Raw genomic sequence first — 22,546 nt, forward strand, 5'->3', positions numbered from 1 at the left:
CAACGGACGCGGCCCCTGGTGGAATGCCGGGGCCAGCCACATGAACGACGCCTACCGCAAATCCTTCTTCGACACCCTCGGCCTGCCATCCCTCAATCGCCGGGCGGCCACATCCGTGGCCTTGGCTTCCTCGCGTTTCAGTCCGCTCACGCTCCCCAAAACGCTCCGGCGGACGCAGTCGCGTCCTAACAGCGGCACGAGTCGAAATCTCATGCCGCTGGTATGAGGCGTCGCGCCGATCATTCCACGCCCAGAACGACCAGGCGCGCCGGCTTCTTGAAATTCATGGTGATCATCAGGGTGGCCCGTCCCTTGATGACGTACAGGGCCTTGTCGGCCACGACGGGCAGCGGAACATTGCGGGACATGCAATAGCCCACCAGGGCCGCCTGCAGCTCTTGTTCCGGAATGGTGACGTCGTTGGCGGCACCGTTCAGGGTCACGGACAGGCGGGCGCTGACGCCGCGGTTGATGGTGTATTCCAGGCTGGTGACATCCCCGTCAGGGAAGGCGTCGTTCAGCTTGCGCCGCCGTTCGGTGATGGCGCTGACCACCTCGCGGTCGGTGAAGACGATGCAGCGTAGTTCCTTCATGCGCTCGCGTTCCGGCAGGCTGGGACGCGGGAACTCTACGCCAGGTCTCCGCGTCGCGGCCAGTTGCAAATATTCCAGGCCCATCGCGTTCCGCCGTTCGGAAGGATAGGCGCGGGCTGGGCTGCGGCAAATTGGCCGATCACCGCGACGGGGGGAATTTTTTTCAAAACCGCCCGCCGGGTTTGAACGGCCGCGCCGTGTAACCCGGTCCGTATGGGCCGCGATCCCCGCCCGCAACCCGGCCGCCACCACTTGGCCCAGTTCCGTCCTTTCCCGCCGGTCCACCGGCCAAATGTCCTTCAATTCGTCTGAACAGGCAGGATTTTTCAGCAAATGAAGCGCCTTCTCGCGCCGGTGGCCGCCGCGCCCCTGTGCCTCGCCGCCCTGACCGACCTTCACGCGGCGACCACGATCTCCGACACCCGGACCAGCGGGGTGGCGACATCCACAACTGGTGACCTCACCATCACCGGCACGGTCAGCCCATCCAGCGGCACCGCGGTGACGCTGGACAGCAACAACACGGTCAGCAGTTCCGGCACCATCTCCATCACCGACGGCAACGATACCACCGGCATCCTGGTGAAGGGCGGTACCACCGGCAGCGTCGCGGTCAGCGGCACCCTGACGCTGACCGACAGCAGTGTCAGCTCCACCATCCCGCTGACCTCGGCCGAGCGGCGCTATGGCATCTGGGTCTCGGGCGACGGCGTGTTCACCGGCGCCATCAACACCTCGGCCACCATCACGGTCCGGGGCAACGACAGCGCCGGCATCCTGGTCGCGTCCCAGATGGATGGCGACTTGACGATGAGCGGCACCGTTTCCGTGACCGGCAACAATTCCTACGGCATCCGGACCACGGCCACGACCGGCAACATCGACATTTCCGGCACGGTCAGCGCGCTGGGCACGGGCTCGGTCGGCGTGGCGGTGGATGGTGTCACGCAAGGCGAGGTGAGCGTCTCGGGCAGCATCACGTCCACCGGCTACCTCTCGACCACGCGTCCCACGACCACGGCCGGTTTCGCGGCGCTGACCGCCAATGACGAGTTGCAGGGCGGTGCCGCCTTCCGCATCGCCTCGACCTCGACGGGTGGCTTGAACCTGGAATCGACCTCCTCCATCACCTCCTACGGGTCGGCCCCGGCGGTGGTGATCGGCAGCGCCACCGGCGAGGTCGAACTGGGGGTGGTACCGGGCGACACCCATGGCCTGCTGCTGGCCGGCGGCATCGTCGCCAACGGCGTCTATGACGGGTTCAGCACGACCGGCGTCCAGATCGGCGGCTTGGGCGGAACGGTGCTGGTGGATGGCGGCATCAACCTGACGGGTACCGTGACCACCGTGTCCTACAAGGCGGATTCCACCGGCCTGTCGGTCGGGTCGGGCGCCACCATTCCCGACAACATCACGGTGTCGGGCACCGTCAGCACCACGGTATCCTCGCAGTCCTCGAAGGCGACCGCCATTTCCATTGCCAGCGGCGCCAACGTCAACGGCCTGACCATCAGCGGCACCGTCGCAGCCTATGCCACCGGCTTTGCCGGCGCCACCACCGCCGTGGGCAGCAACGCCGTGGCCATTTACGACGGGTCCGGCACCGTCACGCAGATCACCAATAGCGGCACCATCTCGGCCACCGTCACGCAGTCCACGGACAACACCGGCATCACGGGCACGGCCACGGCGCTGGACCTGCGGGCCAACACCGTCGGCGTCACCATCACCAGCAGCGGCACCATCACCGGCGACATCCTGCTGGGTTCGGGCGATGCGACCGTCAACCTGACGGGGGGCAAGGTCACGGGCGCCTTGTCCTTCGGCAGCGGCACCAACACGCTGACCATCGACGGCGGCGCCGTCTACACCGGCGCCCTGACCAGCGACGGCACCCTGGCCGCCACGGTCACCAGCGGTCAGCTGCGCAACAGCAGCACCAGCACCGTCGCCCTGCGCTCCCTGGCCGTGGGGTCCAGCGGCGAGATCGACTTCACCGCCGACCCGGTCAACAACACCAACACGCTGTTCAACGTCTCCGGCGCCGCCTCGCTGGCCTCGGGCGCCAAGATCGGCCTGATCTTCAAGAGCAAGGTCACCGACAGCAACAGCTTCACCGTCATCAAGGCCAGCAGCCTGAGCGTGGGCAGCACCGACCAGTCGCTGCTGGGCGACGTGTCCTACTGGTACAAGGCCAACATCGCCGCCGACACCACCGCCGGCACCGTGACGGTGAACGTGGCGCGCCGGACGGCGGCCGAGGCGGGCATCACCGTGGGTGCCGGCGCGTTCAACGCCGTCTATGGCGCCTTCGACAAGGATACGCAGATCGGCGAGGCCTTCTTCAACGCCACCAGCGCCAGCACCTTCGGCAGCCTCTATGAGAAGATGCTGCCGGATTATAACGGCGGCCCCTTCCAGTTGCTGAACCGCGGCATGATGGCGCTGGCCCGTACCGAATCCGACCCCACCGTGGCCATGAAGGACGAGAGGCGCGGCGCTTGGGTGCAGGAGCTGGGCTTCGCCGTGTCGCAGAACCGCGGTGAGGGCCCGGGCTACAACGGCAACGGCGTGGCGCTGATGGGCGGCTACGAGAAATCCATGGAGAATGTCGGCATCGTCGGCCTGTCCTCTTCCTACATGATCACCGCGGTCAACGACCCGGATGCCTCCAGCGGCAACCAGGTGAAGGGCGAGGTCTTCACCGGCGGCGCCTATTGGCGCGACCGGTATGGTGGGCTGATGGCCAGCGCCAGCCTGAACGCCGGCTATATCCGGTTCTCCAGCAAGCGCGTCTTCAGCGGCACGGACGATGAGGGCGCCGCGTTCGAGCGCGACGCCAACGCCCACTGGTCGGGCTATCTGGGCGACGCCCATTTCGGCCTGGGGTATGAGCAGTCGCTGGGCTTCATGTTCGTGCGGCCCACCGCCTCGCTGGACTATTTCGTGCTGTCGGATGGCGCCCACCAGGAAAGCGGCGGCAGCGACGGCTTCAACCTGAAGATCGACGAGCGCACCGGCCAGCAGGGCAATGCCGAGGCCGCCTTGACCTTCGGCACCCAGCTGGGCGGCGATTTCCAGTGGAAGCCCGCCCTGACCGTGGGGTGGAAGCAGGTGTTCGGCGATGGCCCGGGCGACACCACCGCCAGCTTCGCCGGCGGGTCCAGCTTCACCCTGATGCCGCAGTCCGTGGTCGGCGGCGGACCCATCGCCCGTATCACGGTGCAGGGCGGCAACCGCTATTCCGACATCGCGTTGGAACTGGGCGGCGAAGACCGTCGCGGCTTTATCGGCTATGACGCCCGCTTCGTGAGCAAGTTCCGCTTCTGACCCGGGCGCTTCGCAGGCATCTGGCAAGGCGGTCCCCATCCAGGGACCGCCTTGTTGTCGTGGCGAAAGGGCAGGCCAAGGTCAGGGGGACCTGGGGGAACCTACGCTACGCCCACACCCAGGAAACGTTGGCGCAGCGCATCCCAGGAACGATGGCCCAGGTCGGCCAGGGTCCGCAGCTGGCCATCCACGTCCGCCCCGCCGCCTGCCCCGACATCCGGCTGGGCCAGGCTGTCGCCCAGCAGGCGCGCCTGGCGGGCCAGCAGCACCAGGCCGCAGCTGTCGGCCATCACGGCCAGGTCGCGCGTGGCTTCACGCAACGCCTCGGTGGCGTTGGTGGCACCCAGGTCGAGGACGGCATCCAGCCGGCTGCGGCCGCGGCTGACGATGCCGTCGACCAGGGCGCGGAAGTCCGTCGGTGGCACCGTCCGTTCCAGCCGCGCCAGCACCCGGGGTTCCAGCAACAGGGTGGCCGCGTCCGGTTCCGCCGCTGGCTGGGGGGCGCGCTCCGCCAGCCAGCGGCCCACCGTTTCCAGGAAGCGATCGGACTTGAACGGCTTGGACACATAGTCGTCCATGCCGGCGGCCAGGTATTCCTCGCGCATACCGGCCATGGCGTTGGCGGTCATGGCGATGATGGGCATCTGCGGCACGCGGACGTCCACGGCGCGGATGCGGCGGGTGGCCTCGATGCCGTCCATCACGGGCATCTGCACGTCCATCAGCACCAGGTCGAAACGGGTCTGCAGACAGGCGCGCACGGCCTGCGCCCCATCCTCGGCGATCTGCACCTGGTATCCCGCCTTCTCCAGCAGGACCGAGGCGATGGTCTGGTTGGTGATGTTGTCCTCCACCACCAGGATGCGGGGCTTGTTGGCGGCCGCCAGGGAGCCCACCGGGGCGCCCGCCGGAGTGACGGCCGCGGCAGGTCGGGGCGGGATGGTTTCCGCCAATTCGACGCGTAGGCCGCAGGCCTTGGCCAGCGCCTCCAGCAGCTGGGGCCGGCGGATGGGCTTGGGCACCACGGCGTCGAACAGGCTTTCGCGGGCGCCCACCTCCATCGCCGGCGCCTCCAGCGAGCTGGCCAGCAGCAGGCGCACGCCGGCCAGGCGCGGTTCCGCCCGGATCCAGGCGGCCAGGCCGGGCCCGTCCAGCTCAGGCATGTGGTGGTCGATCAGGATGACGTCCGGCAGGGCGGCCTGGCCGCCGTCCGTACAAGCGCCATCCAGCGTCCCGTCCATCACCGCCATGGTTCGCAGCAGATGGTTGCGGGCCTGAATCCCACCCGAGGCCTCATCCACCGTCATGCCGCAGGTCATCAGGTGATGCACCAGGATGAGGCGGTTGACGGGGGTGTCGTCCACCACCAGGGCGCGGCGGCCGCGCAGGCGGTCGCCCAGGGGCTGGACCGTGCGGCTGGGCGCCACCGCCCGTTCCAGCGGAATGTCGAACCAGAAGGTGGAACCCTCGCCGGGCGTGCTCTCCACCCCCATGCTGCCCCCCATCAGCTCCACCAGCTGGCGGCTGATGGCCAGGCCCAGGCCGGTGCCGCCGAAGCGGCGGGTGATGGAACTGTCGGCCTGCTCGAACATCTGGAACAGCCTGCCCGCCTTCGCCGGGTCGATGCCGATGCCGGTGTCCTGCACGGTGACGCGCAGGCGCCGCGTCTGTTCCGGCAGGGTGGGTCCGTCGCCCAGCAGCTTGATGTCCACCGACACGGCGCCCTTGGCGGTGAACTTGATGGCGTTGCCCACGAGGTTCAGCAGCACCTGGCGCACGCGGGTGGGGTCGCCCCACCACATGCCCATGGCGCCCTCGTGCACCAGGGCGCCGATCTCCAGCCCCTTGTCGCGGGCCTTGGGTCCCAGGATGGAGAGGACACCGTCCACCAGCTCATCCAGGTTGAACTGGATGCGTTCCAGGCTGACCTTGCCCGCCTCCAGCTTCGAGATGTCCAGGATATCGTTGATGACCCCCAACAGGGCGTCGGCGTTGTCGCGGATGATTTCGGCATATCCGCGCTGCTGGGTGGTCAGCGGCGTGTCCAGCAGGATTTGCGCCATACCGGTGACGCCGTTCATGGGGGTGCGGATTTCGTGGCTCATGTTGGCCAGGAAGTCCGACTTGGCGGCGTTGGCCCGCTCCGCCACCTGCCGGGCCTCTTCCGCCGTGCGCCGTGCGCGGTCCAGGTCGCCGGTCAGGGTCAGCAGACGCTCGCGCTGGGCGTTCAACTGGCCGTTCATCAGGTGAACGCGGCGATACAGGCTGACCATTTCCGCCAGCAGCAGCAGCAGAACGACGCTGGAGGCGATGGCGCCATCGGCGCGGGCCAGGAACCAGCCCAGGGTGAAGCGCGCCAGGCCCAGGCCGTTCAGCAGCGTGTCCATCGCCAGGGCGACGGTGGAAATCAACAGCCCCAGATGGCCCACCGTGCGGACCTTGGTCACCGTCGCCAGGATGGCCGGCGTGCAGAAGTTGATCAGCAGCATGGCCACGTAGATGACCTTGACCACCATGTCGTTGTTGTAGGTGTTGACCAGGGTGACGCGCGGCAGCCAACGGTCTATGGAGAACAGGACGGCGGCCAGGGTGAGGCCGGCCGCCAGCACGGCGCCCACCCCCACGCCCAGCGCCAGCATCTTGCGCACGTCGCCCGCCACCGGCGGCGGGGCCTGGCGCTGCCGCTGGGCGAAGCCCAGCACCGCCAGCGGGAAGGCCATATGCCAAGCCGTGTACAGCCACAGCGCCGACTGCGACAGCGTGCCGTCCGGGTCCAGGGGCGCGAAGGCGCCGGGCAGGGCCGCCACCTGCAGCACGGCCATGACGCCGGAATAGGCATAGCCGCCCACCAGCCACAGCAGCGCGCGGTGGCCCGACAGCAGGAACTGGCTGGCGATCAGGAAGGACGTCAGCAGGTCGGTGACCAGGATGATGACGGCGTAGGCGGGCAGCAGGCCGGGGATGTTGCCCACGGGAGTCTTCGCCCCCATGGCGCCGATCAGGAACAGGGCCAGCATCGCCAGGCCGACCAGGAAGGCCGCCGCGTGCTGTGATGGTGTGGTGGGGGCCGCGAACAGGGTGGCGGCCTGCGCCAAGTCACGGGGGCGTGGGGATGACGATCCCAATTCGCCACCAGCCCCCTGAACAGCGCCAGTCATACCCGTATTCCCCCACGGGGGGGATCCCCCGGTTCCACCCAAAAACCGGATCGGCCCCACCGCCAAATGGTCGGCGACCAAGCAGTCGCCGTCAATTGGACAATACTGGAAACGGGAAACGATTGCTGGACTTTTAGCTAAGTTGTTGTGTGTTCGTGGCCATGCGACGGATACAGGTCCAGGGGATCGGTGACCACATCCGCGATTGTGGACAGCCCGTCCGCCGTCGCTGCACGGTAGAAGCAGGACCGGCGGCCGGTATGGCAGGCCACACCCGCCTGGTCGACCAGCAGCAGCAGGGTGTCGCCGTCGCAGTCCACCCGCAATTCGCGCAAGCGCTGCACCTGGCCTGAGGTGTCGCCCTTGCGCCAGAAGGACTGGCGCGAGCGCGACCAGTAACAGACCCGGCCGGTGGCCAGGGTTTCCGCCACGGACTGGGCGTTCATCCACGCCATCATCAGCACCTCGCCCGTGTCATGCTGCTGGGCGATGGCCGGCACCAGGCCGTTGGCGTCGAAGCGGATGGCGGCCAGAGTCGCGTCAACGGTGGCCGGGGGCAGGGGATAGGACATGACGGCGCTCACGCGGTGGCTCCCTTCATGCGGGCGAGGCCCCGTTCCAGGTCCCGGATCAGGTCGTCGGCGTCCTCCAGGCCTGCATGCAGACGGATCAGGGTACCGGTGCCGGCCCAGGGCGTGGCCGTGCGGATCTTGCGTGGGTCGGTGGGCAGGATCAGGGATTCGAACCCGCCCCAGCTGAAGCCGATGCCGAAGTGGGACATGCCATCGACCAGGGCGGCGATGGCGGCCCGCGGCTGCTTCTTCAGTTCCACTGTGAACAGTCCGCTGGACCCGGTGAAGTCCCGTTTCCAGATGTCATGGCCGGGGCAGTCGGCGAAGGCCGGGTGCAGGACGCGCTGCACCTCGTCCCGCCCTTTCAACCAGCGGGCGATGGCCAGCGCCGTCTCCTGGTGGCGGGCCATGCGGGCGGCCAGGGTGCGCATGCCGCGCATGGCCAGGTACAGGTCGTCGCCGCCCACGTTCTGACCCAGCTGCAGGGCGGTGTCCTTCACCCGCTGCCAGGCCTCGCGTGTGCCGGCGATGACGCCCACGGTGGCGTCGGCATGGCCCACGAAATACTTGGTGGCGGCGTGGATGACGACATCCGCGCCCAGGTCCAGCGGCTTGCTGCAAATGCCGGCCGACCAGGTGCTGTCCACCAGCACGGCCACGCCCTTGTCATGCGCGGCCCGGGATATGGCGGGGATGTCCTGCACCTCGAAGGTGAGGGACCCGGGGGATTCCAGCAGGATGGCCGTGGTCTCGGGGCGCAGCTTGTGCGCGATGTCGGCACCGATCAGCGGATCGACATATTCCACGATCACGCCCAGGCGCGTCAGCACCCTGTCGCAGAAATCGCGGGACGGGCCATAGACCGTGTCGGCCACCAGCAGGTGGCTGCCGGCCTTGGCATAGGCCAGCAGGGCGGTGGTGACGGCGGCCAGGCCGGAACTGGCCACCACCGCGCGGTGCCCCCCCTCGAGCGCCGCCACCGCGTCCTCGAACGCCAGGCTGCTGGGCGTGGAGCGGCGGCCGTAGCGCGGCGCCCGATGCTCGGGATCATGCCCCTCCAGCTCATCCAGGCATGAGAACAGGATGGTGGACGCGCGATAGGGCGGCACGTTGACCACGCCGTAATTATCCAGCGGGTTGCGGCCGGCATGGACCAGCAGGGTGGCGGGGTTCTGCGTGTCGCCAGATTCTTTTGTGTCGCCGGATTTCTTTGTGTCGTGGGGCATGGGGCGCCAAGTCATAAACGGAAATAGGCGGGCATCTTGGCACCGCCCCCGGCCCCAGGGAAGCGGCCCCACCGCCGCGTCCCGTCATGTCTCCGTTGCGTTACAGCCCGTACAGGTAATCCACCGTCAGGTGGGCCAGGGTGCGGGCGCCCACGATCAGGCCGGACTCGTCCACGAAGAACTTGGGGGAGTGGTTGGACGCCGCCTTGGACAGGTCCGTCTCGGGCGGGGTGATGCCGACGAACAGGTACACGCCCGGCGCCTGCTGTTCATAGAAGGAAAAGTCCTCCGACGGGGTGACCTTATCGATCAGCTTCACATGGTCCTTGCCCGCCACCCGCTGCAGGGTGGGGACGATCTTGGCCGTGAGTTCCGGGTTGTTGATGGTGACGGGATAGCCCTTGATGATGTCCACGTCGGCGGTGGCGCCGGCGGACTCGGCGATGCCGGCCACGGTGCGGCGCAGGCGCTTGTCGATGTCGGCGCGCATGCCCTCGTCGAAGGTGCGGATGGTGCCGTTCAGGGTCACCGTGTCGGGGATGATGTTGTTGCGGTTGCCGCCATGGATGCTGCCCACGCTCAGGATGGACGGCTCCTTGATCACCTCCATCTGCCGGCTTTCGATGGTCTGCATGCCCAGAACGATCTGCGAGGCGGTGACGATGGGGTCGACGCCGGTCCAGGGCAGGGCGCCGTGGCTTTGCTTGCCATGCACGGTGATGACGAACTCATCCGCCGCCGCCATGAAGGGGCCGGGGCGGTAGCCCACGTCGCCCGCATGCAGGGTGGAGATGACGTGCACGCCGAAGACGGCGTCAGGCTTGGGGTTCTCAAAGGCGCCTTCCTTCAGCATCTGCTCGGCGCCGCCCACCTCGCCCTTGGGCAGGCCTTCCTCGGCGGGCTGGAAGATGAACTTCACCGTGCCGGGCAGCTGGTCCTTCATGCCGGCCAGTACCTCGGCCACGCCCATCAGCATGGCGACGTGGGTATCGTGGCCGCAAGCGTGCATCACGCCCACCTCCTGGCCGTTGTACTGGGTCTTCACCTTGGAAGCGAAGGGCACATCCACCTGCTCCGCCACCGGCAGGGCGTCCATGTCGGCGCGTAGGGCCACCACGGGGCCGGGCTTGCCCCCCTTCAGCACGGCTACCACGCCGGTCTTGGCCACGCCGGTGCGCACCTCCAGCCCCAGGCTCTTCAGGTGCTTGGCCACCAGGGCGGCCGTGCGCGTCTCCTGGTTGCCCAACTCGGGATGCTCATGGATGTCGCGGCGCCAGGCGATGATCTTGGGCTGCTCCACCGCGGCGCGGGTGTCCACCGTGGCCTGCGCCTGTTCCCGGTCGCCGGCCCAGGCCGCCGTCCCCGAGGCCAGCAGGGCGCTCACGCCCGCACCCAAGGCCAAAGTCCAGCCGAAATGCCGCTTGCCCATCTGTCACCGCCTCTTGTTGTTTGCCGCCATCGCCTTGGATTGGCTTGGCCTTCTGGGAAAGGGTACCTATCCACCCCATCCCGGTCCACCCCATCCCGGCCATCCTGTCGCATTCGGTTGGCGACGCATGGCAGATATGTGTTCGGGGTGCGGGCTATCCCCTTAGATAACCCATGTGGGTGTCCGGCTGATTCGTCCTCTCCCATTTGCGTGGGCCAATCTATGGCCTCGGCGTCATGCCTTTACCCTCCGCGCCATTGAGTGAGCCGGAAGCGGAAGAGTAGTATTAACTCAAAATTCACGTTCTCAAATAATGGTGGGGCAATGTCCATGAAGGGGCGGAGTGACGCTCGGACGTTCGTGCCACTGTTTCTTAGAGGATAAGACTGATGATTTTTGCAGCTCGCACCCGGATTTATGCTTTTTTTACCATTATTGCCCTTGCTGGTTTCGCCCTTTCTGGGGCCGGTGGTGCCATGGCGGCGGGTGCCGGCGGCGCTTCGTCCAGCCCCTGTGGGGCGGCCCCCGTCCTATCCCTGAAGCACCTCGATGCGCCGCCGGCCGCCATCGACGGCGACGCCTTCGTCGCCCATGTCAAACGCTACGCCGCCAAGGCCAAGGCCCGTGGCGCCTGTTTGGCCCAGGTCGCCGCGAATGGCGATGCCACCACCCACACCAGCCCGACCATGGCCCCCGCCCCATCCGGCGACTGAACCTAATATGCGCGGCATTTGAACGTGGCCGTTCAAATGCCCCCTCATGCGCCGGGCGGCGGACATCCGTCCGCCCAGGCTCATCCTCGCTGCGCCCCCCTTTACGTAAACTGGCGGTGCTCGCTCCGGCCGCCCCGGTCGGGGCCTACAGCGGCACGAGTCACCATCTCGTGCCGCTGGTATAAGACCCATCCCGCACGTCCCCTATGAAGACGGCCGGCAAACCGCCTGCCTTCGACGTGCTTTGGCATGGCAGGATCGCAAAAACCGCTGGTCAATAGATTCAGAAGCATAATTCACTTTTCTGACAATGCTTTCCGGGCAAGATCGTCGCCTATGACAGCGTTATCACATCGAGGCTCGATGGTTGACGGCGCAACTGGCTGGCAGTAGATTTGCCGCAGCGCACAATAGAAATGTGCGTATGCGAAATCGCTATTTCGCCAATCAATCCGTGGGGGAGGGCGCGTCCGTCAAGGGCTCCACCTTTCGCCATCGGAGATGATTATGGCTACCGTTTCCCGCGTTTTCGCCGCCCTGGTCCTGGGTGGCCTGGTGACCGCCGCCCTTCCCGCCTCCGCCCAGTCCCTGGGTGTCGAGCGCGCCTGCGGCAAAGCTCCCGTGGCCCCGGTGAATCACCTGTCCGCCACCGCCTCCGCCGCCGAGGTCAGCGCCGCCACGGCCGAGGTTCGTGCCTATGGCAAGGCCACCCAGGCCCGCCTGGCTTGCCTGGACAATCTCAGCGCCCGCAGCGTCATCGCCTGGACGCCCGATGGCCGCGCCGCCATCGCCAACAGCTATGACCGCGCCATCCATGACCTGAAGGCCGTGGCCCGCGACTTCGCCACCCTGCCGGCCGAGCAGGTGGCCGACACCGCCCGCTGATCAGGTCCGCCAGCGTCTCTCCGGTGCCGGGGCGGGACGGCGGGGTTTACCCCGTCCCCGCCTCACGCTGGGGCCCTCTATCCCGGTGACGGGGTATCCTGGGATGGCGCCGCCGGCGGCTGGGGGGCCATCGGTTCCACACCAGCCAGCACGGCGGCTTCCTCCGGTGTCTTGTCCTGATGCCGGGCCGGTGGGATCATCTCCTCTGCCCGCGCATGCAGGTCCGCCAGATCCTGGCTCAGCTGTTCCACCGCGAAGGACAGGGTGTAGATCTGTCCCGTCACGCCGCGCGGCAATTCCCGCAGCACACCCTCCGCCCGCAAGGTCTGCACCATGTCCAGATAGGCGCGGGTCGCGGCCTGCACCGGCTCGACGGGCGGTATCTGCCCTTGCCCGTGCAGCGCCGAGGGCGCGCGCAGGGCCATGGCGGCGTGGCGCAGGAACAGGACGCCCTGCCGGCGCACCTCCGCCTGTGGACCTTCCAGCCGCTGGGCGGCGGCCACGCCCGAGGGCGCGCGGCTGCTGGTGGCGCGGCCCACCATTACCAGGTCATGGCGCACGCGTGTCAGGGTGCGCACCAGGGGGGCCGGGTCGCGCTGATCGCCCAGCCAGGTGCGGCGTTCCCGTTGCGCCTCTTCCGCCGCAGTGTCCAGGGGGCGCAGCGCCGCCCACAGCTGGGCGTGGCGCTTCGACAGTCCCTGGCGCACATCGTCGGCCAGGTCCGGGTCCAGCAGTACGTCCAGCATGTCGGCGCACAGGTCGGCCACCCGCGCGGCGGTGGTCAGCACCACGCCATGGGCGCGGGCGGGAAATACGAACAGGGCCACGGCCAGGCCGATGACGTTGCCGATGACGATCTCGAACACGCGGTCCAGCGCCAGCATGAAGGACGATTGCGTCCCCCCGCCGGAGGTCAACAGCACAATGACGGCGGTGACGGGCGCCAGCTTACATACGGGATAGCGGGCGGCCAGCCACGCCAGGGGCGCCAGCGCCACGGCCAGGGTCAGGCACAGGTGCAGCAGCGTGTCGTGCTGGCCGAAGGTGGCGACCAGGGCACCCCACGCGGCCCCGGACAGGGTACCGGCGAACCGGTCCAGCGCCGCTTTCAATGAGCCGCCGATGCTGGCCTGCATGACCATGATGGCGGTGATGACGGCCCAATAGCCCTGGGGCAGGTTGAACAGGCGGGCCATGGCCAGCGCCGCCGTGCCGGCGACGGTGACGCGGAAGGCCAATCGCACCTCAGGCGCACGCAAGGCCGCCAGCAGGCTCATGGGCTGCCAGCCGTGGGGCGGAAGGCCATGGGCCGGCGGGACGGGTCGCCGGCTTGCGGCGGCGCGCCGTCGGGCGGGGTCGGGCCAGAGGGCGGGGCAAGGGGTGGGGCGGGGGCGGGGGGCGCCGGCCGCGCCAGCGGAATGTGGGGCGCGGCGCCCAGAGGCAGGACGCCCGCGCGCCGGGGATCGTCGACGAACTTGCGTTCCTGGCGCAGGCGGCGGAAGCCGGCGCGCTGGTACAGGGGCAACGCCGCGGGGTGATCGAAGCTGCAGGTGTTGATGGTCAGGCGGCGGACGCGCGGGCGTTCCCATACCCGGCGCACCGCCCAGTCCAGCAGCCAGCCCCCCAGGCCCCGGCCGATGGCCCAGGGCATCAGGCCCAGGTAGTCGATGGCGACCGTGCCATCGGCCGGCAACAGGCGCCAATCCAGTTCCACAAAGCCGGCGGGCATACCGTCGACATGGATCACATGCACCTCCACCTGCGGGTCGGCCAGCATCCGGGCCAGTTCACCCTGGTCCATGCGCCGCCGGATTTCCCACAGCCATGGCTCGCCGATCGTGTCGTAGAGGAAGCGATAATAGGCCAGGGTGCAGTGCCGGGCCAAGACCGGACCGTGCACCCCTTCCGGCATGGGCCGGGCCGTCCCCTCCGGCCGCCTAGCCATTTCCATGAAGGTGATCAGCACCGGCAGCTTGCCGGCCGGCGCCTCTGCCGTCGTCACCATGGTCGTCATCGCCCCGGTTCCCCCTGCCTGATGGCGGGGCGGCTCCTGTGCAGGAGTGCGCACAGAACTGCACGCGTTGCGCCCCTTCAGGGATGGCACGTCGGACGATCCTGGAACCTTGCGGGTCCTGGGATGCGGCAAATAGCGCAAGCTTTGGGGGCGGGGCGGGAGCTTAAGGCCGGCGTGCCAGGGGGATGTGCGGGGCGGCTGACAGGGGTAGCAGGCCGGTCAGGCGGGGGTCGTCCACCAGCTTGTCCTCCGTCCGCAGGACCTTGAAGCCCACGCGCTGGTACAGGCCCAGGGCCGACGGGTGGTCGAAGGTGCAGGTGTTGACGGTAAGGCGCCGTACCGACGGCTTGGTCCAGGCCAGGCGCACGCCCCAGTCCAGCAGCCAGGGGCCGATGCCCCGGCCGATGGCCCAGGGCATCAGGCCGAAATAGGCCACGTCCATGGCGCCATCGCTGGATAACTTTTCCGCGTCCAGCTCGATATAGCCGGCGGGCACGCCCTGGACGAAGACGACGTGCACCTCCACCGCCGGGTCGGCCAGGATTTCGGCCAGGCGCTCCGGCGCCATGCGGCGGCGGTATTCCCAAAGCCAAGGCTCCCCCACGGTGTCGTAGAGGAAGCGGTAGTAGGCGGTCGGACAGTTCCGGGCGTGCACCGGGCCGTCCACCCTGTCAGGCCGCGGCCGGGCAGGGCCGGCGGGCGGTGCCGCCATCTCCAGATAGGTGACGGTGACGGGCAGCTTGCCCGCCGGCAGATCGTCCGGCAGCGTCCAGGTCGCAAGCTCCATGGATCGGGCCTCAGGCCGGGCCGGTGGCGACGGGCAGGTCCGCCCGGCCGCCCCATTCCGTCCATGACCCGTCATAGATGGCGACGTCCGGCTGGCCGATCTCGTAAAGCGCCAGGGCCAGGATGGCGGCGGTCAGCCCGCTGCCGCAGCTGGTGACCAAGGGGCGGTTCACGTCCACGCCGGCATCCTGGAAGCGCGCGGCCAGTTCATCCGGCGGCCGCAGGCGGCCGCCCGCGATCAGGTCGTTGAAGGGCACGTTGCGGCTGCCCGGGATGTGGCCGCCGCGCAAGCCGGCGCGCGGCTCCGGCGCCGTCGCCGCGAACCGGCCTTGCGAGCGGGCGTCCACCACCTGCTCCACCTTGCGGTCCACGTTTTCGCGGACGGCGTCGGCATCGCGCACCAGGGCCGGGTTCAGGCGGGCGGCGATCGGCTCTCCCGCCGGTTTGGGCTGGGCCGGGCCGGCCTCCACCGGCCGGCCCTCCGCCAGCCATTTGGGCAGGCCGCCGTCCAGGACATAGACCTTGTCGTGACCGAACACGCGGAAGGTCCACCACACCCGGGCCGCGCTGAACAGGTCATAGACATCGTAGACGATGACGGTGCTGTTGCGGCCGATGCCCAGGTCGGCCACGGCCTGGGCGAACACCTCGGCCGTGGGCAGCATGTGGGGCAGGGGGACGGTCTTGTCGGCGATGCCGTCGATGTCGAAGAAGACGGCGCCGGGGATGTGCTGGGCCGCGAACTCGGCCTTGGCCTCACGCGGCACGGCCGGCATGTGATAGCTGGCGTCCACCACCCGGATGTCCGGGTCATTCAGGTGCTGGGCCAGCCAGTCGGTGGTGACAAGCGCGCTCTGGGTCACGGGGCCAGGCCTCCTTAGAGCCAGCCGGGAACGGGCAGGTTCCGTTCCCGCAGGAATTCGGGGTTGAACAGCTTGGACTGGTAGCGGGTGCCGAAATCGCACAGCACCGTCACCACCGTATGGCCGGGGCCGAGGTCGCGGGCGACGCGGATGGCGGCGGCGACGTTGATGCCGCTGGACCCGCCCACGACCAGGCCTTGCGTCTTCACCAGGTCGAAGATGATGGGCAGGGCTTCCTCATCGGGGATCTGCACGGCGTCGTCGATGGGGGCGTCCAGCAGGTTGGCGGTGACGCGGCCCTGGCCGATGCCCTCGGTGATGGAGGTGCCGGAAGACGCCAGTTCCCCCGTCTTCTTCCAGTTGTACAGCACGCTGCCCAGCGGGTCGGCCATCACGATGCGGACGTTGGGGTTGCGGTCCTTCAGGGCCAAGGCCACGCCGGCCAGCGTGCCGCCGGTACCCACGGCGCAGGTGAAGGCGTCGACCTTGCCGCCGGTCTGTTCCCAGATCTCCACGCCGGTGGTGGCGCGGTGGCCCTCGCGGTTGGCCAGGTTGTCGAACTGGTTGGCCCAGATGGCGCCGTTGGGCTCCGTCGCCGCCAATTCCTCCGCGATGCGGCGACTGACATGGACGTAGTTGCCGGGGTCCTTGTAGGGCACGGCCGACACCAGGCGCAGGTCGGCGCCGATCAGGCGCAGCATGTCCTTCTTTTCCTGGCTCTGCGTCTCCGGCATGACGATGACGGTCTTGAAGCCCCAGGCGTTGCCCACCAGGGCCAGGCCGATGCCGGTGTTGCCGGCGGTGCCTTCCACGATGGTGCCGCCGGGCTTCAGCGTGCCGCGTTTGATGGCGTCCTGGATGATGGCCAGGGCCGCGCGGTCCTTGACCGACCCGCCGGGGTTCAGGAACTCGGCCTTGGCCAGGATGTCACAGCCCGTCGCCTTGGAGGCCGCTTCCAGCCGGACCAGGGGGGTTTGGCCAATCGTTCCGATGAAACCGTCGCGTATGTCCAAGGCCGTCTTCCGTCGTGTCGAGGTGCGGGCGCCGCCAAGGCGGCCCCGATGGGATGTGCAGAGACTAGTGAGCCCGCGCGCGCCCTTCAAGCGCGACCCCCGCATGTTGGCCCCCGCATATTGCGTTGAGCGGCGGGGAAACCACACAGCTAATGCTGGCAAATCAGGCCCGTGTCCGCGGGTCGCGCCCGCGCGGATACCCTTGTGTTCCGCCAATGGTAGCGGTAACTTTCCGGCCTTGCCGCCCCACTGCAAGGATATGGGGCCATAAAAATATCGGGAGGACACATGCGTCGCTTGTTCGGTTTCACCCTGCCTGTCGTGGGCGCGCTCATGGCGGCCGGCCCCGCCACGGCCCAGGACAAGCCGGCCGACCAGAATCCGGTCGCGCTCAACGGCAAGCATTTCCTGTCGCAGCCGCTGGTGACCGAGATTTACACGGCCGACCCCTCGGCGCATGTGTTCGACGGCAAGATCTACGTCTATCCCAGCCACGACATCGACGCCGGCATCCCCGACGACGATTTGGGCAGCCAGTACGCCATGCGCGACTATCGCGTCCTGTCCATGGACACGATCGGCGGCAAGGTGACCATCGGCGGCGTTGCCCTGTCGGTGGAGCAGGTTCCCTGGGCCAAGGAATTCATGTGGGCCCCGGATGCCGCGTACAAGAACGGCACCTATTACCTCTATTTCCCCGCCAAGGATAAGAAGGGCGTCTTCCACATCGGCGTCGCCACCAGCGACAAGCCCGCCGGCCCCTTCAAGGCGGAGGCGAAGCCCATTCCCGGCAGCTTCTCCATCGATCCGGCCGTGTTCACCGACGCGGACGGCGGCAGCTACATCTATTTCGGCGGCATCTGGGGCGGCCAGCTGCAGAAGTGGGCCAAGGGCCACTATGACGCCAGCGTCGGCGACACCGACCTGAAGCAGGACGACAAGCCGGCGCTGACCGCCAAGGTCGCCAAGCTGTCGCCGGACATGAAGACCTTCGCGGAAAAGCCGCGCGACGTCGTCATCCTGGGCCAGGACGGCAAGCCCCTGCTGGGCGGCGACCATGAGCGGCGCTTCTTCGAGGCGTCGTGGATGTACAAGCGCGGCGCCACCTACTACTTCACCTATTCCACCGGCGACACGCACTTCCTGGCCTACGCCACCGGCGACAACCCCTATGGCCCGTTCAAGTACCAGGGCCATTTCCTGCTGCCGGTGCAGGGCTGGACCACCCACCACTCCATCGTGGATTGGGACGGCAAGACCTGGCTGTTCTACGCCGACAACCAGTTGAGCGGCAAAAACCACCTGCGCAACGTCAAGGTGACCGAGCTGTACTTCAACGCCGACGGCTCCATCCAGACCGTCGATCCCTTCATGCCCTGAGTGCGGGGTGGTGGAGGTGGGCGGTCGCCCGCCTCCCTTTATGTCAGTGAGGTGATTTAACGAGGGCATCACCAGTCGCAGGATCTTCATCTCCAGCGCCATCCAGGAAAGCCCGGAAAGCGTCGCGCGAACCATCGGCGGCCCGGGCGCGAAAGAACGCCTCCGTCTCCAGAGCGGACAGCTTTTCAGCGACCGCCACATTGATGAACTGGTTCAGGCTGGTGCCATCAGCCGCGGCCAGCCGCTCCGCAGCCGCCTTGAGCGATGGCTGCAGCCTCAGGGAATAGTTGGCTTTGGTCATGGCAACCTCCTCAGGGCGTCCTCGGGGAATAGTAACTCAATGCCGAACCGGGCGGCTGGCGCGAAATGCCGTTGATTGAAGGTAACGATAGCATCGGCACGGCCATTGATTGCGGTTTCCAATACCATTTCGTCAGCCACATCGCCCAACTGAGGGCGCCAGAGGTAGTGAAGGCGCACTGGCTCCACGAGGCCAGCCAGATAGTTCAGAAAGCCGAGCGCCAGGGACCGTGAAAGGCCCGAGGCCAGCAATTGCTCCGGTCGCGTCAGCACGGCCTCATATTCCAGAAACAGAGGCACGCTGGCCAACATCCGGAAAGCGTTCTGATCCACCATGCGCAGCAACGCATTGGACGCGCCCCGCCTGCTTCGACGGGCGTGCACCAGAATGTTGGTATCCAGAACCAAGCGCATCATGTTCCAGATGATATCATATTATAGGGAACATTATAGCCTTCAGGCACGGCTTACCCATTTGCCCTGCGGGGCTGGGCGCGTGGTATAAGGGCGCCTACAGTTCCCGCAGCCGAAAGCCTGGTCCCATGGCCGTCCGCCGTTCCGAGATTTGCTATACCTGCCGCCATTGGCTGGGCGGCGGCGTGCGGGAGCGGGGGCCCAAGGGGCAGTGCCGGCGTTATCCGCCCGTGGTGACCGACCGGGCGCCGGCCGGCGTCTTTCCCACCACCCTGTCCACCGATTGGTGCGGGGAATGGCTGCGCAACGCCGGCGTCAAGCCGGAGAGCGACCCCGGCCCCGACACCGATGAGGATGTGATGGTGGACGACCGTCCCCTGGCCGCCGTGCGCGCGGACGCGGCGGCCAAGCAAGGCGGCCCCCGCCCCGGCAAGCAGCCCGCCGCGCCCCCGGGCGAGGGCAACCTCTACGACGACCTCTGAGGCGTCAGCGGTCCAGGAACTCCAGCGCCGTCCTGTTGAAGGCGTCCGGCCGTTCGACGTGCACCAAATGGCCCACGCCGTCGAACACCACCACCTGGGCGTTGGGCATGGTGGCGGCGATGGCCTTGGCGTTATCGGCGTTGCGGCCCATGCCGGCGCCCAATTCCTTGGTGGTGTAGGGCTTGCCCGGCGCGTTGTGGTCGGCCGACCCCATGATGAACAGGGTGGGGGTGGCGATCAGCGGGTATTCGTGCACCACCGGCTGGTCGTGAATCATCTGGTAGGACTTGATGAAGGACTTCACCCAGCGCGGATACTCGCCGCTGGCCTTCAGCCGTTCGCGCAGGGTGACGAAGGGCTCGATCTCCGCCACCGGAACGGACAGGGAATAGGTGTTCTTCAGGAAGGCGCGGTAGGCGTCCGCCGTCAGGCCGTATTCGCGGTCATAGAGGAAGGCGTCGCTGACCGGCGGCACGGTCAGGCGGTAATCCTCCAGCCCCACCGGCGCCTCCAGCACCAGGCGGCGCACCCGGCCGGGGTAGGTGCGGGTGAAGCGGGCGGCCAGCATGCCGCCGATGGAATGGCCCACCAGATCCACCTGTTTGATGCCCAGGCTGTCCAGCAAGGCCGCCGTGTTGGCGGCGAAGAAATCGAAGCTGTAGGGCAGGTCGGGCTTGGACGATTTGCCGAAGCCGATCTGGTCGGTGGCGATGACGCGGTAGCCGTCAGCGGCGAAGGCGCGGATGACCGTGTCCCAATAGCTGGCGGGGAAGTTGCGCCCGTGGAACAGCAGGGCCACGCGGCCATTCGGTGTGCCGGTGGGCGCTACGTCCATATAGGCCTGGCGCAGCGTCTGTCCTTCGGCCACGAACTCGAAATAACTGACGGGGAAGGGATAGGGCCATCCCTCCAGCGCGATGCCGATGGGCTCCGCCGTCGCTGGGGCCGTCGCCGGGGCGATGGTGGACGCCCCCGCCGCGGTGAAGACAGCGGAGCTGGCGGCCAGAACGGCCGCCAGAACCAGCGGAAGCATGCTGCGCATGGGGGATGGCCCTTCCAGTATCAGGCGATGAAGTCGACCACGCCGCCGTCCACGCGCAGGGCGGCGCCATTGGTGGCCGACGCCTGGGGGGAGCAGGCGTAGACCACCATGTTCGCCACCTCTTCCACCGTCGCCGTCCGCTGGATCAGTGAGGTCGGGCGGAAGGCGCGGACGAAATCGGCGCCGACCTCCTCGACCGGCTTGCCGGTCTTGGCCACCTGGTCCTTCAGCAGAGCCTCCACCCCTTCCGACAGGGTGGGGCCGGGCAGCACGGCGTTGACGGTGACCTTGCTGCCGCGCGTCAGCTTGGCCAGGCCGCGCGATACCGCCAGCTGGGCCGTCTTGCTGAAGCCGTAATGGATCATGTCCTCCGGAATGTTCAGGCCGGACTCGGACGAGATGAAGATGACGCGGCCCTGGTTGCGCTCCAGCATGCCCTTGAGGTAACTGCGTGACAGGCGCACGCCCGACAGCACGTTGACCTCGAATATGCGGGTCCAGTCCTCGTCCGGCGTCTCGAAGAAATCCTTGAGCTCGAAGATGCCGGCGTTGTTCACCAGGATGTCGGCCTGGGGCACGGCCTCCAGCAAGGCGGCGGCGCCCTCGGCCGTGCTGACGTCGGCGGCCACGCCGCGCGCGTCGGCGCCCGGCACCAGTTCGTTCAGCTTGGCCACGGCGGCGGTGACGGTGGCCTGGCTGCGGCCGTTCACGATCAGGGACGCGCCGGCCTTGGCCAGGCCCAGGGCGATGGCGAAGCCGATGCCGGCGGTGGAACCGGTGACGATGGCCGTTTGGCCCTTCAGGTCGATCTGCATAGTGTTTTCTCCATCAGGAAAGGCGTCGGATGCGGCGCCGTGCATGGACCTTGATGTAGCACCGGCTGCTGCTGGCAAGAATGGGCGCCGTTGCCAAATCACTCTTTCCAAAACGCGAAGAGTGTTTCCGTGACCGTCCCGTTTTTCGCCGGCGCGAAAAGGGTGAGGGTGGGGACGACACCAAACAGATAGGCCGCCGACGCGATTTTTCCCGTGCGGCCGAACGCATGAGGCGGAGTGATAGCCATGCCCCTTCCCCTTTTCGCCCTGGCCGCCGCGGCCTTCGCCATCGGCACCACGGAATTCGTCATCATGGGTCTGCTGCCCGACGTGGCGGTGGACCTGGGCGTCTCCATCCCCATGGCGGGCCTGCTCATCTCCGGCTACGCCCTGGGCGTGGTGGTGGGCGCCCCCATCCTGACCCTGACCACCGGTCGGCTGCCACGCAAAACGCTGTTGGTCGGCCTCATGGCCCTGTTCATCGTGGGCAACGCGATGGCGGCGGTGTCCGCCAACTACACCATGCTGATGGTGGCGCGTATCGTCGCCAGCTTCACCCACGGGTCCTTCTTCGGCATCGGTTCCGTCGTCGCGGCCAGCCTGGTGCCGGCGGAACGGCGGGCCAGCGCCATCGCCCTGATGTTCACGGGCCTGACCCTGGCCAACATCCTGGGCGTGCCGCTCGGTACCCTGGTCGGCCAGCATTTCGGCTGGCGCGCCACCTTCTGGGCCGTGGCCGGGCTGGGCCTGGCGGCGGCGCTGGCGGTGGCGGCGCTGGTGCCGCCGGTGGCCGCCTCGGAACAGGGCAGCCTGGGGCGGGAGGTCGCGGTGCTGAAGCGGCCGGCCGTGCTGGTGGCCCTGGCCACCACGGTGCTGGGCTTCGGCGGCGTGTTCGTCGTCTTCACCTACATCACCCCCATCCTGGAACACGCGGCGGGCCTGTCGCCCACCGGCGTCAGCAGTGCCCTGCTGGTCTTCGGCCTGGGCCTGACCCTGGGCAACGTCCTGGGCGGCAAGCTGGCCGACCGGGCGCTGATGCCCGCCCTGGTGGGTGTGCTGGCCCTGCTGGGCCTGGTCCTGGCCGGCTTCTCCGTCACCATGCACAACCCGGTCGCCGCCATCGCCACCCTGTTCGTCTGGGGCATGGCCGCCTTCGCCACCGTGCCACCCCTGCAGATGCGGGTGCTGGAAAAGGCCGGCGACGCCCCCAACCTGGCGGCATCCCTCAACATCGGCGCCTTCAACCTGGGCAACGCCGGCGGCGCCTTCCTCGGTGGCCTGGTGATCGACGGTGGCCTGGGCTATGAGGCGGTGGCCTATGCCGGGGCCGCCGTGGCGGCCGGCGGCCTGATGCTGGCCCTGCTGGGGTGGGGCCAGGACCGGCGGGCGGCGACCAGCCTGAAGGTGGCGGCGGCCTCGTGCTAAGCCCCCACCTTGCCCCCCTCTCGACGCCGGCCCCCGCCAGGGCCGGCGTTCGTGTTTGGCGGCCATGGATGCTAGAATGCTTCCGTAGGGGACAGCGTGGGACCGG

At 68.0% G+C, this 22,546-nt stretch carries 22 protein-coding genes; 7 read left to right on the forward strand and 15 right to left on the reverse strand.

Annotated elements, in window-relative coordinates; genetic code table 11:
- Positions 1-226 (forward strand): hypothetical protein (locus tag FBZ89_RS22610; protein WP_145752397.1); only part of this gene is annotated, 226 nt, incomplete at its 5' end.
- Positions 227-239: 13 nt separating this feature from the next.
- Here the strand turns inward: FBZ89_RS22610 and FBZ89_RS22615 are convergent.
- Entirely contained in the window at positions 240-593 is a 354-nt protein-coding gene (locus tag FBZ89_RS22615; protein ID WP_050897849.1) for a hypothetical protein, read from the reverse strand.
- Positions 594-926: 333 nt separating this feature from the next.
- Between FBZ89_RS22615 and FBZ89_RS22620 the strand changes: the two genes are divergently transcribed.
- Positions 927-3,923 carry an autotransporter outer membrane beta-barrel domain-containing protein gene (locus FBZ89_RS22620; RefSeq protein WP_145752399.1) on the forward strand — a complete coding sequence of 999 codons (2,997 nt, stop codon included), beginning with the start codon at positions 927-929 and terminating at the stop codon, positions 3,921-3,923.
- 101 nt (positions 3,924-4,024) lie between these two features.
- Here the strand turns inward: FBZ89_RS22620 and FBZ89_RS22625 are convergent, their stop codons facing one another.
- The 4 genes from FBZ89_RS22625 to FBZ89_RS22640 form a co-directional block, all read right to left on the reverse strand.
- Complete coding sequence (locus FBZ89_RS22625) at positions 4,025-7,081, reverse strand: response regulator (RefSeq protein ID WP_145752401.1); 3,057 nt, start codon at positions 7,079-7,081, stop codon at positions 4,025-4,027.
- 137 nt (positions 7,082-7,218) lie between these two features.
- On the reverse strand, positions 7,219-7,653 hold the full coding sequence (gene hisI, locus FBZ89_RS22630; protein ID WP_145752580.1) for a phosphoribosyl-AMP cyclohydrolase: 435 nt from the start codon (positions 7,651-7,653) through the stop codon (positions 7,219-7,221).
- 8 nt (positions 7,654-7,661) lie between these two features.
- Positions 7,662-8,879, reverse strand: coding sequence for a cystathionine beta-lyase (gene metC, locus FBZ89_RS22635; protein ID WP_246172467.1), 1,218 nt, complete (start codon positions 8,877-8,879; stop codon positions 7,662-7,664).
- A gap of 100 nt (positions 8,880-8,979) precedes the next feature.
- The gene (locus tag FBZ89_RS22640) at positions 8,980-10,308 is read right to left on the reverse strand and encodes an amidohydrolase (RefSeq protein WP_145752403.1); all 1,329 of its coding nucleotides are present in this window, start codon (positions 10,306-10,308) and stop codon (positions 8,980-8,982) included.
- A 476-nt stretch (positions 10,309-10,784) separates the two neighbouring features.
- On the opposite strand from FBZ89_RS22640, the gene FBZ89_RS22645 reads away from it, so the two are divergent.
- Together FBZ89_RS22645 and FBZ89_RS22650 are read left to right on the forward strand one after the other, a co-directional pair.
- Positions 10,785-11,021 carry a hypothetical protein gene (locus FBZ89_RS22645; protein WP_145752406.1) on the forward strand — a complete coding sequence of 79 codons (237 nt, stop codon included), beginning with the start codon at positions 10,785-10,787 and terminating at the stop codon, positions 11,019-11,021.
- A 507-nt stretch (positions 11,022-11,528) separates the two neighbouring features.
- Entirely contained in the window at positions 11,529-11,906 is a 378-nt protein-coding gene (locus tag FBZ89_RS22650; protein WP_040847035.1) for a hypothetical protein, read from the forward strand.
- A gap of 77 nt (positions 11,907-11,983) precedes the next feature.
- On the opposite strand, the gene FBZ89_RS22655 is transcribed toward FBZ89_RS22650, so the two are convergent.
- From FBZ89_RS22655 to FBZ89_RS22675, 5 genes are all read right to left on the reverse strand, one after another.
- Positions 11,984-13,183 (reverse strand): FUSC family protein, encoded by a 1,200-nt coding sequence (locus FBZ89_RS22655; protein WP_145752408.1) that lies wholly within the window; start codon positions 13,181-13,183, stop codon positions 11,984-11,986.
- Positions 13,180-13,920, reverse strand: coding sequence for a GNAT family N-acetyltransferase (locus tag FBZ89_RS22660; RefSeq protein ID WP_246172469.1), 741 nt, complete (start codon positions 13,918-13,920; stop codon positions 13,180-13,182). Before FBZ89_RS22660 ends, FBZ89_RS22655 begins: the two co-directional genes overlap by 4 nt.
- Before the next feature lie 163 nt (positions 13,921-14,083).
- Positions 14,084-14,707: a GNAT family N-acetyltransferase gene (locus tag FBZ89_RS22665; protein WP_145752410.1), complete on the reverse strand. Its 624-nt coding sequence runs from the start codon at positions 14,705-14,707 to the stop codon at positions 14,084-14,086.
- Positions 14,708-14,717: 10 nt separating this feature from the next.
- A complete protein-coding gene (gene sseA, locus FBZ89_RS22670; protein ID WP_145752412.1) occupies positions 14,718-15,569 on the reverse strand; it encodes a 3-mercaptopyruvate sulfurtransferase in 852 nt (283 codons plus the stop codon).
- Positions 15,570-15,583: 14 nt separating this feature from the next.
- Positions 15,584-16,582: a cysteine synthase A gene (locus FBZ89_RS22675; RefSeq protein WP_145752414.1), complete on the reverse strand. Its 999-nt coding sequence runs from the start codon at positions 16,580-16,582 to the stop codon at positions 15,584-15,586.
- 288 nt (positions 16,583-16,870) lie between these two features.
- On the opposite strand from FBZ89_RS22675, the gene FBZ89_RS22680 reads away from it, so the two are divergent.
- Positions 16,871-17,962: a glycoside hydrolase family 43 protein gene (locus FBZ89_RS22680; protein ID WP_145752416.1), complete on the forward strand. Its 1,092-nt coding sequence runs from the start codon at positions 16,871-16,873 to the stop codon at positions 17,960-17,962.
- Positions 17,963-18,005: 43 nt separating this feature from the next.
- Here the strand turns inward: FBZ89_RS22680 and FBZ89_RS22685 are convergent, their stop codons facing one another.
- Together FBZ89_RS22685 and FBZ89_RS22690 are read right to left on the reverse strand one after the other, a co-directional pair.
- Complete coding sequence (locus FBZ89_RS22685) at positions 18,006-18,263, reverse strand: toxin-antitoxin system HicB family antitoxin (RefSeq protein WP_145752418.1); 258 nt, start codon at positions 18,261-18,263, stop codon at positions 18,006-18,008.
- On the reverse strand, positions 18,260-18,679 hold the full coding sequence (locus FBZ89_RS22690) for a putative toxin-antitoxin system toxin component, PIN family (protein WP_246172471.1): 420 nt from the start codon (positions 18,677-18,679) through the stop codon (positions 18,260-18,262). The genes FBZ89_RS22685 and FBZ89_RS22690 overlap by 4 nt, the downstream gene beginning before the upstream one ends.
- 125 nt (positions 18,680-18,804) lie before the next feature.
- On the opposite strand from FBZ89_RS22690, the gene FBZ89_RS22695 reads away from it, so the two are divergent.
- Positions 18,805-19,158, forward strand: a complete 354-nt coding sequence (locus FBZ89_RS22695; RefSeq protein WP_145752420.1) for a hypothetical protein — start codon at positions 18,805-18,807, stop codon at positions 19,156-19,158.
- A gap of 4 nt (positions 19,159-19,162) precedes the next feature.
- On the opposite strand, the gene FBZ89_RS22700 is transcribed toward FBZ89_RS22695, so the two are convergent.
- The 3 genes from FBZ89_RS22700 to FBZ89_RS30980 all read right to left on the reverse strand — a co-directional run bounded on the left by FBZ89_RS22700 (position 19,163) and on the right by FBZ89_RS30980 (position 21,263).
- On the reverse strand, positions 19,163-20,200 hold the full coding sequence (locus FBZ89_RS22700; protein WP_246172472.1) for an alpha/beta fold hydrolase: 1,038 nt from the start codon (positions 20,198-20,200) through the stop codon (positions 19,163-19,165).
- A 20-nt stretch (positions 20,201-20,220) separates the two neighbouring features.
- Positions 20,221-21,015 (reverse strand): SDR family NAD(P)-dependent oxidoreductase, encoded by a 795-nt coding sequence (locus tag FBZ89_RS22705; protein WP_145752421.1) that lies wholly within the window; start codon positions 21,013-21,015, stop codon positions 20,221-20,223.
- 98 nt (positions 21,016-21,113) lie between these two features.
- On the reverse strand, positions 21,114-21,263 hold the full coding sequence (locus FBZ89_RS30980; protein WP_186457514.1) for a hypothetical protein: 150 nt from the start codon (positions 21,261-21,263) through the stop codon (positions 21,114-21,116).
- Between FBZ89_RS30980 and FBZ89_RS22710 the strand changes: the two genes are divergently transcribed.
- Positions 21,262-22,440 carry an MFS transporter gene (locus tag FBZ89_RS22710; protein ID WP_145752423.1) on the forward strand — a complete coding sequence of 393 codons (1,179 nt, stop codon included), beginning with the start codon at positions 21,262-21,264 and terminating at the stop codon, positions 22,438-22,440. The genes FBZ89_RS30980 and FBZ89_RS22710 overlap by 2 nt on opposite strands.
- Positions 22,441-22,546: the final 106 nt, after the last annotated feature.

The organism is Nitrospirillum amazonense, assembly GCF_007828045.1.
Taxonomy (GTDB): Bacteria; Pseudomonadota; Alphaproteobacteria; order Azospirillales; family Azospirillaceae; genus Nitrospirillum; species Nitrospirillum amazonense_C.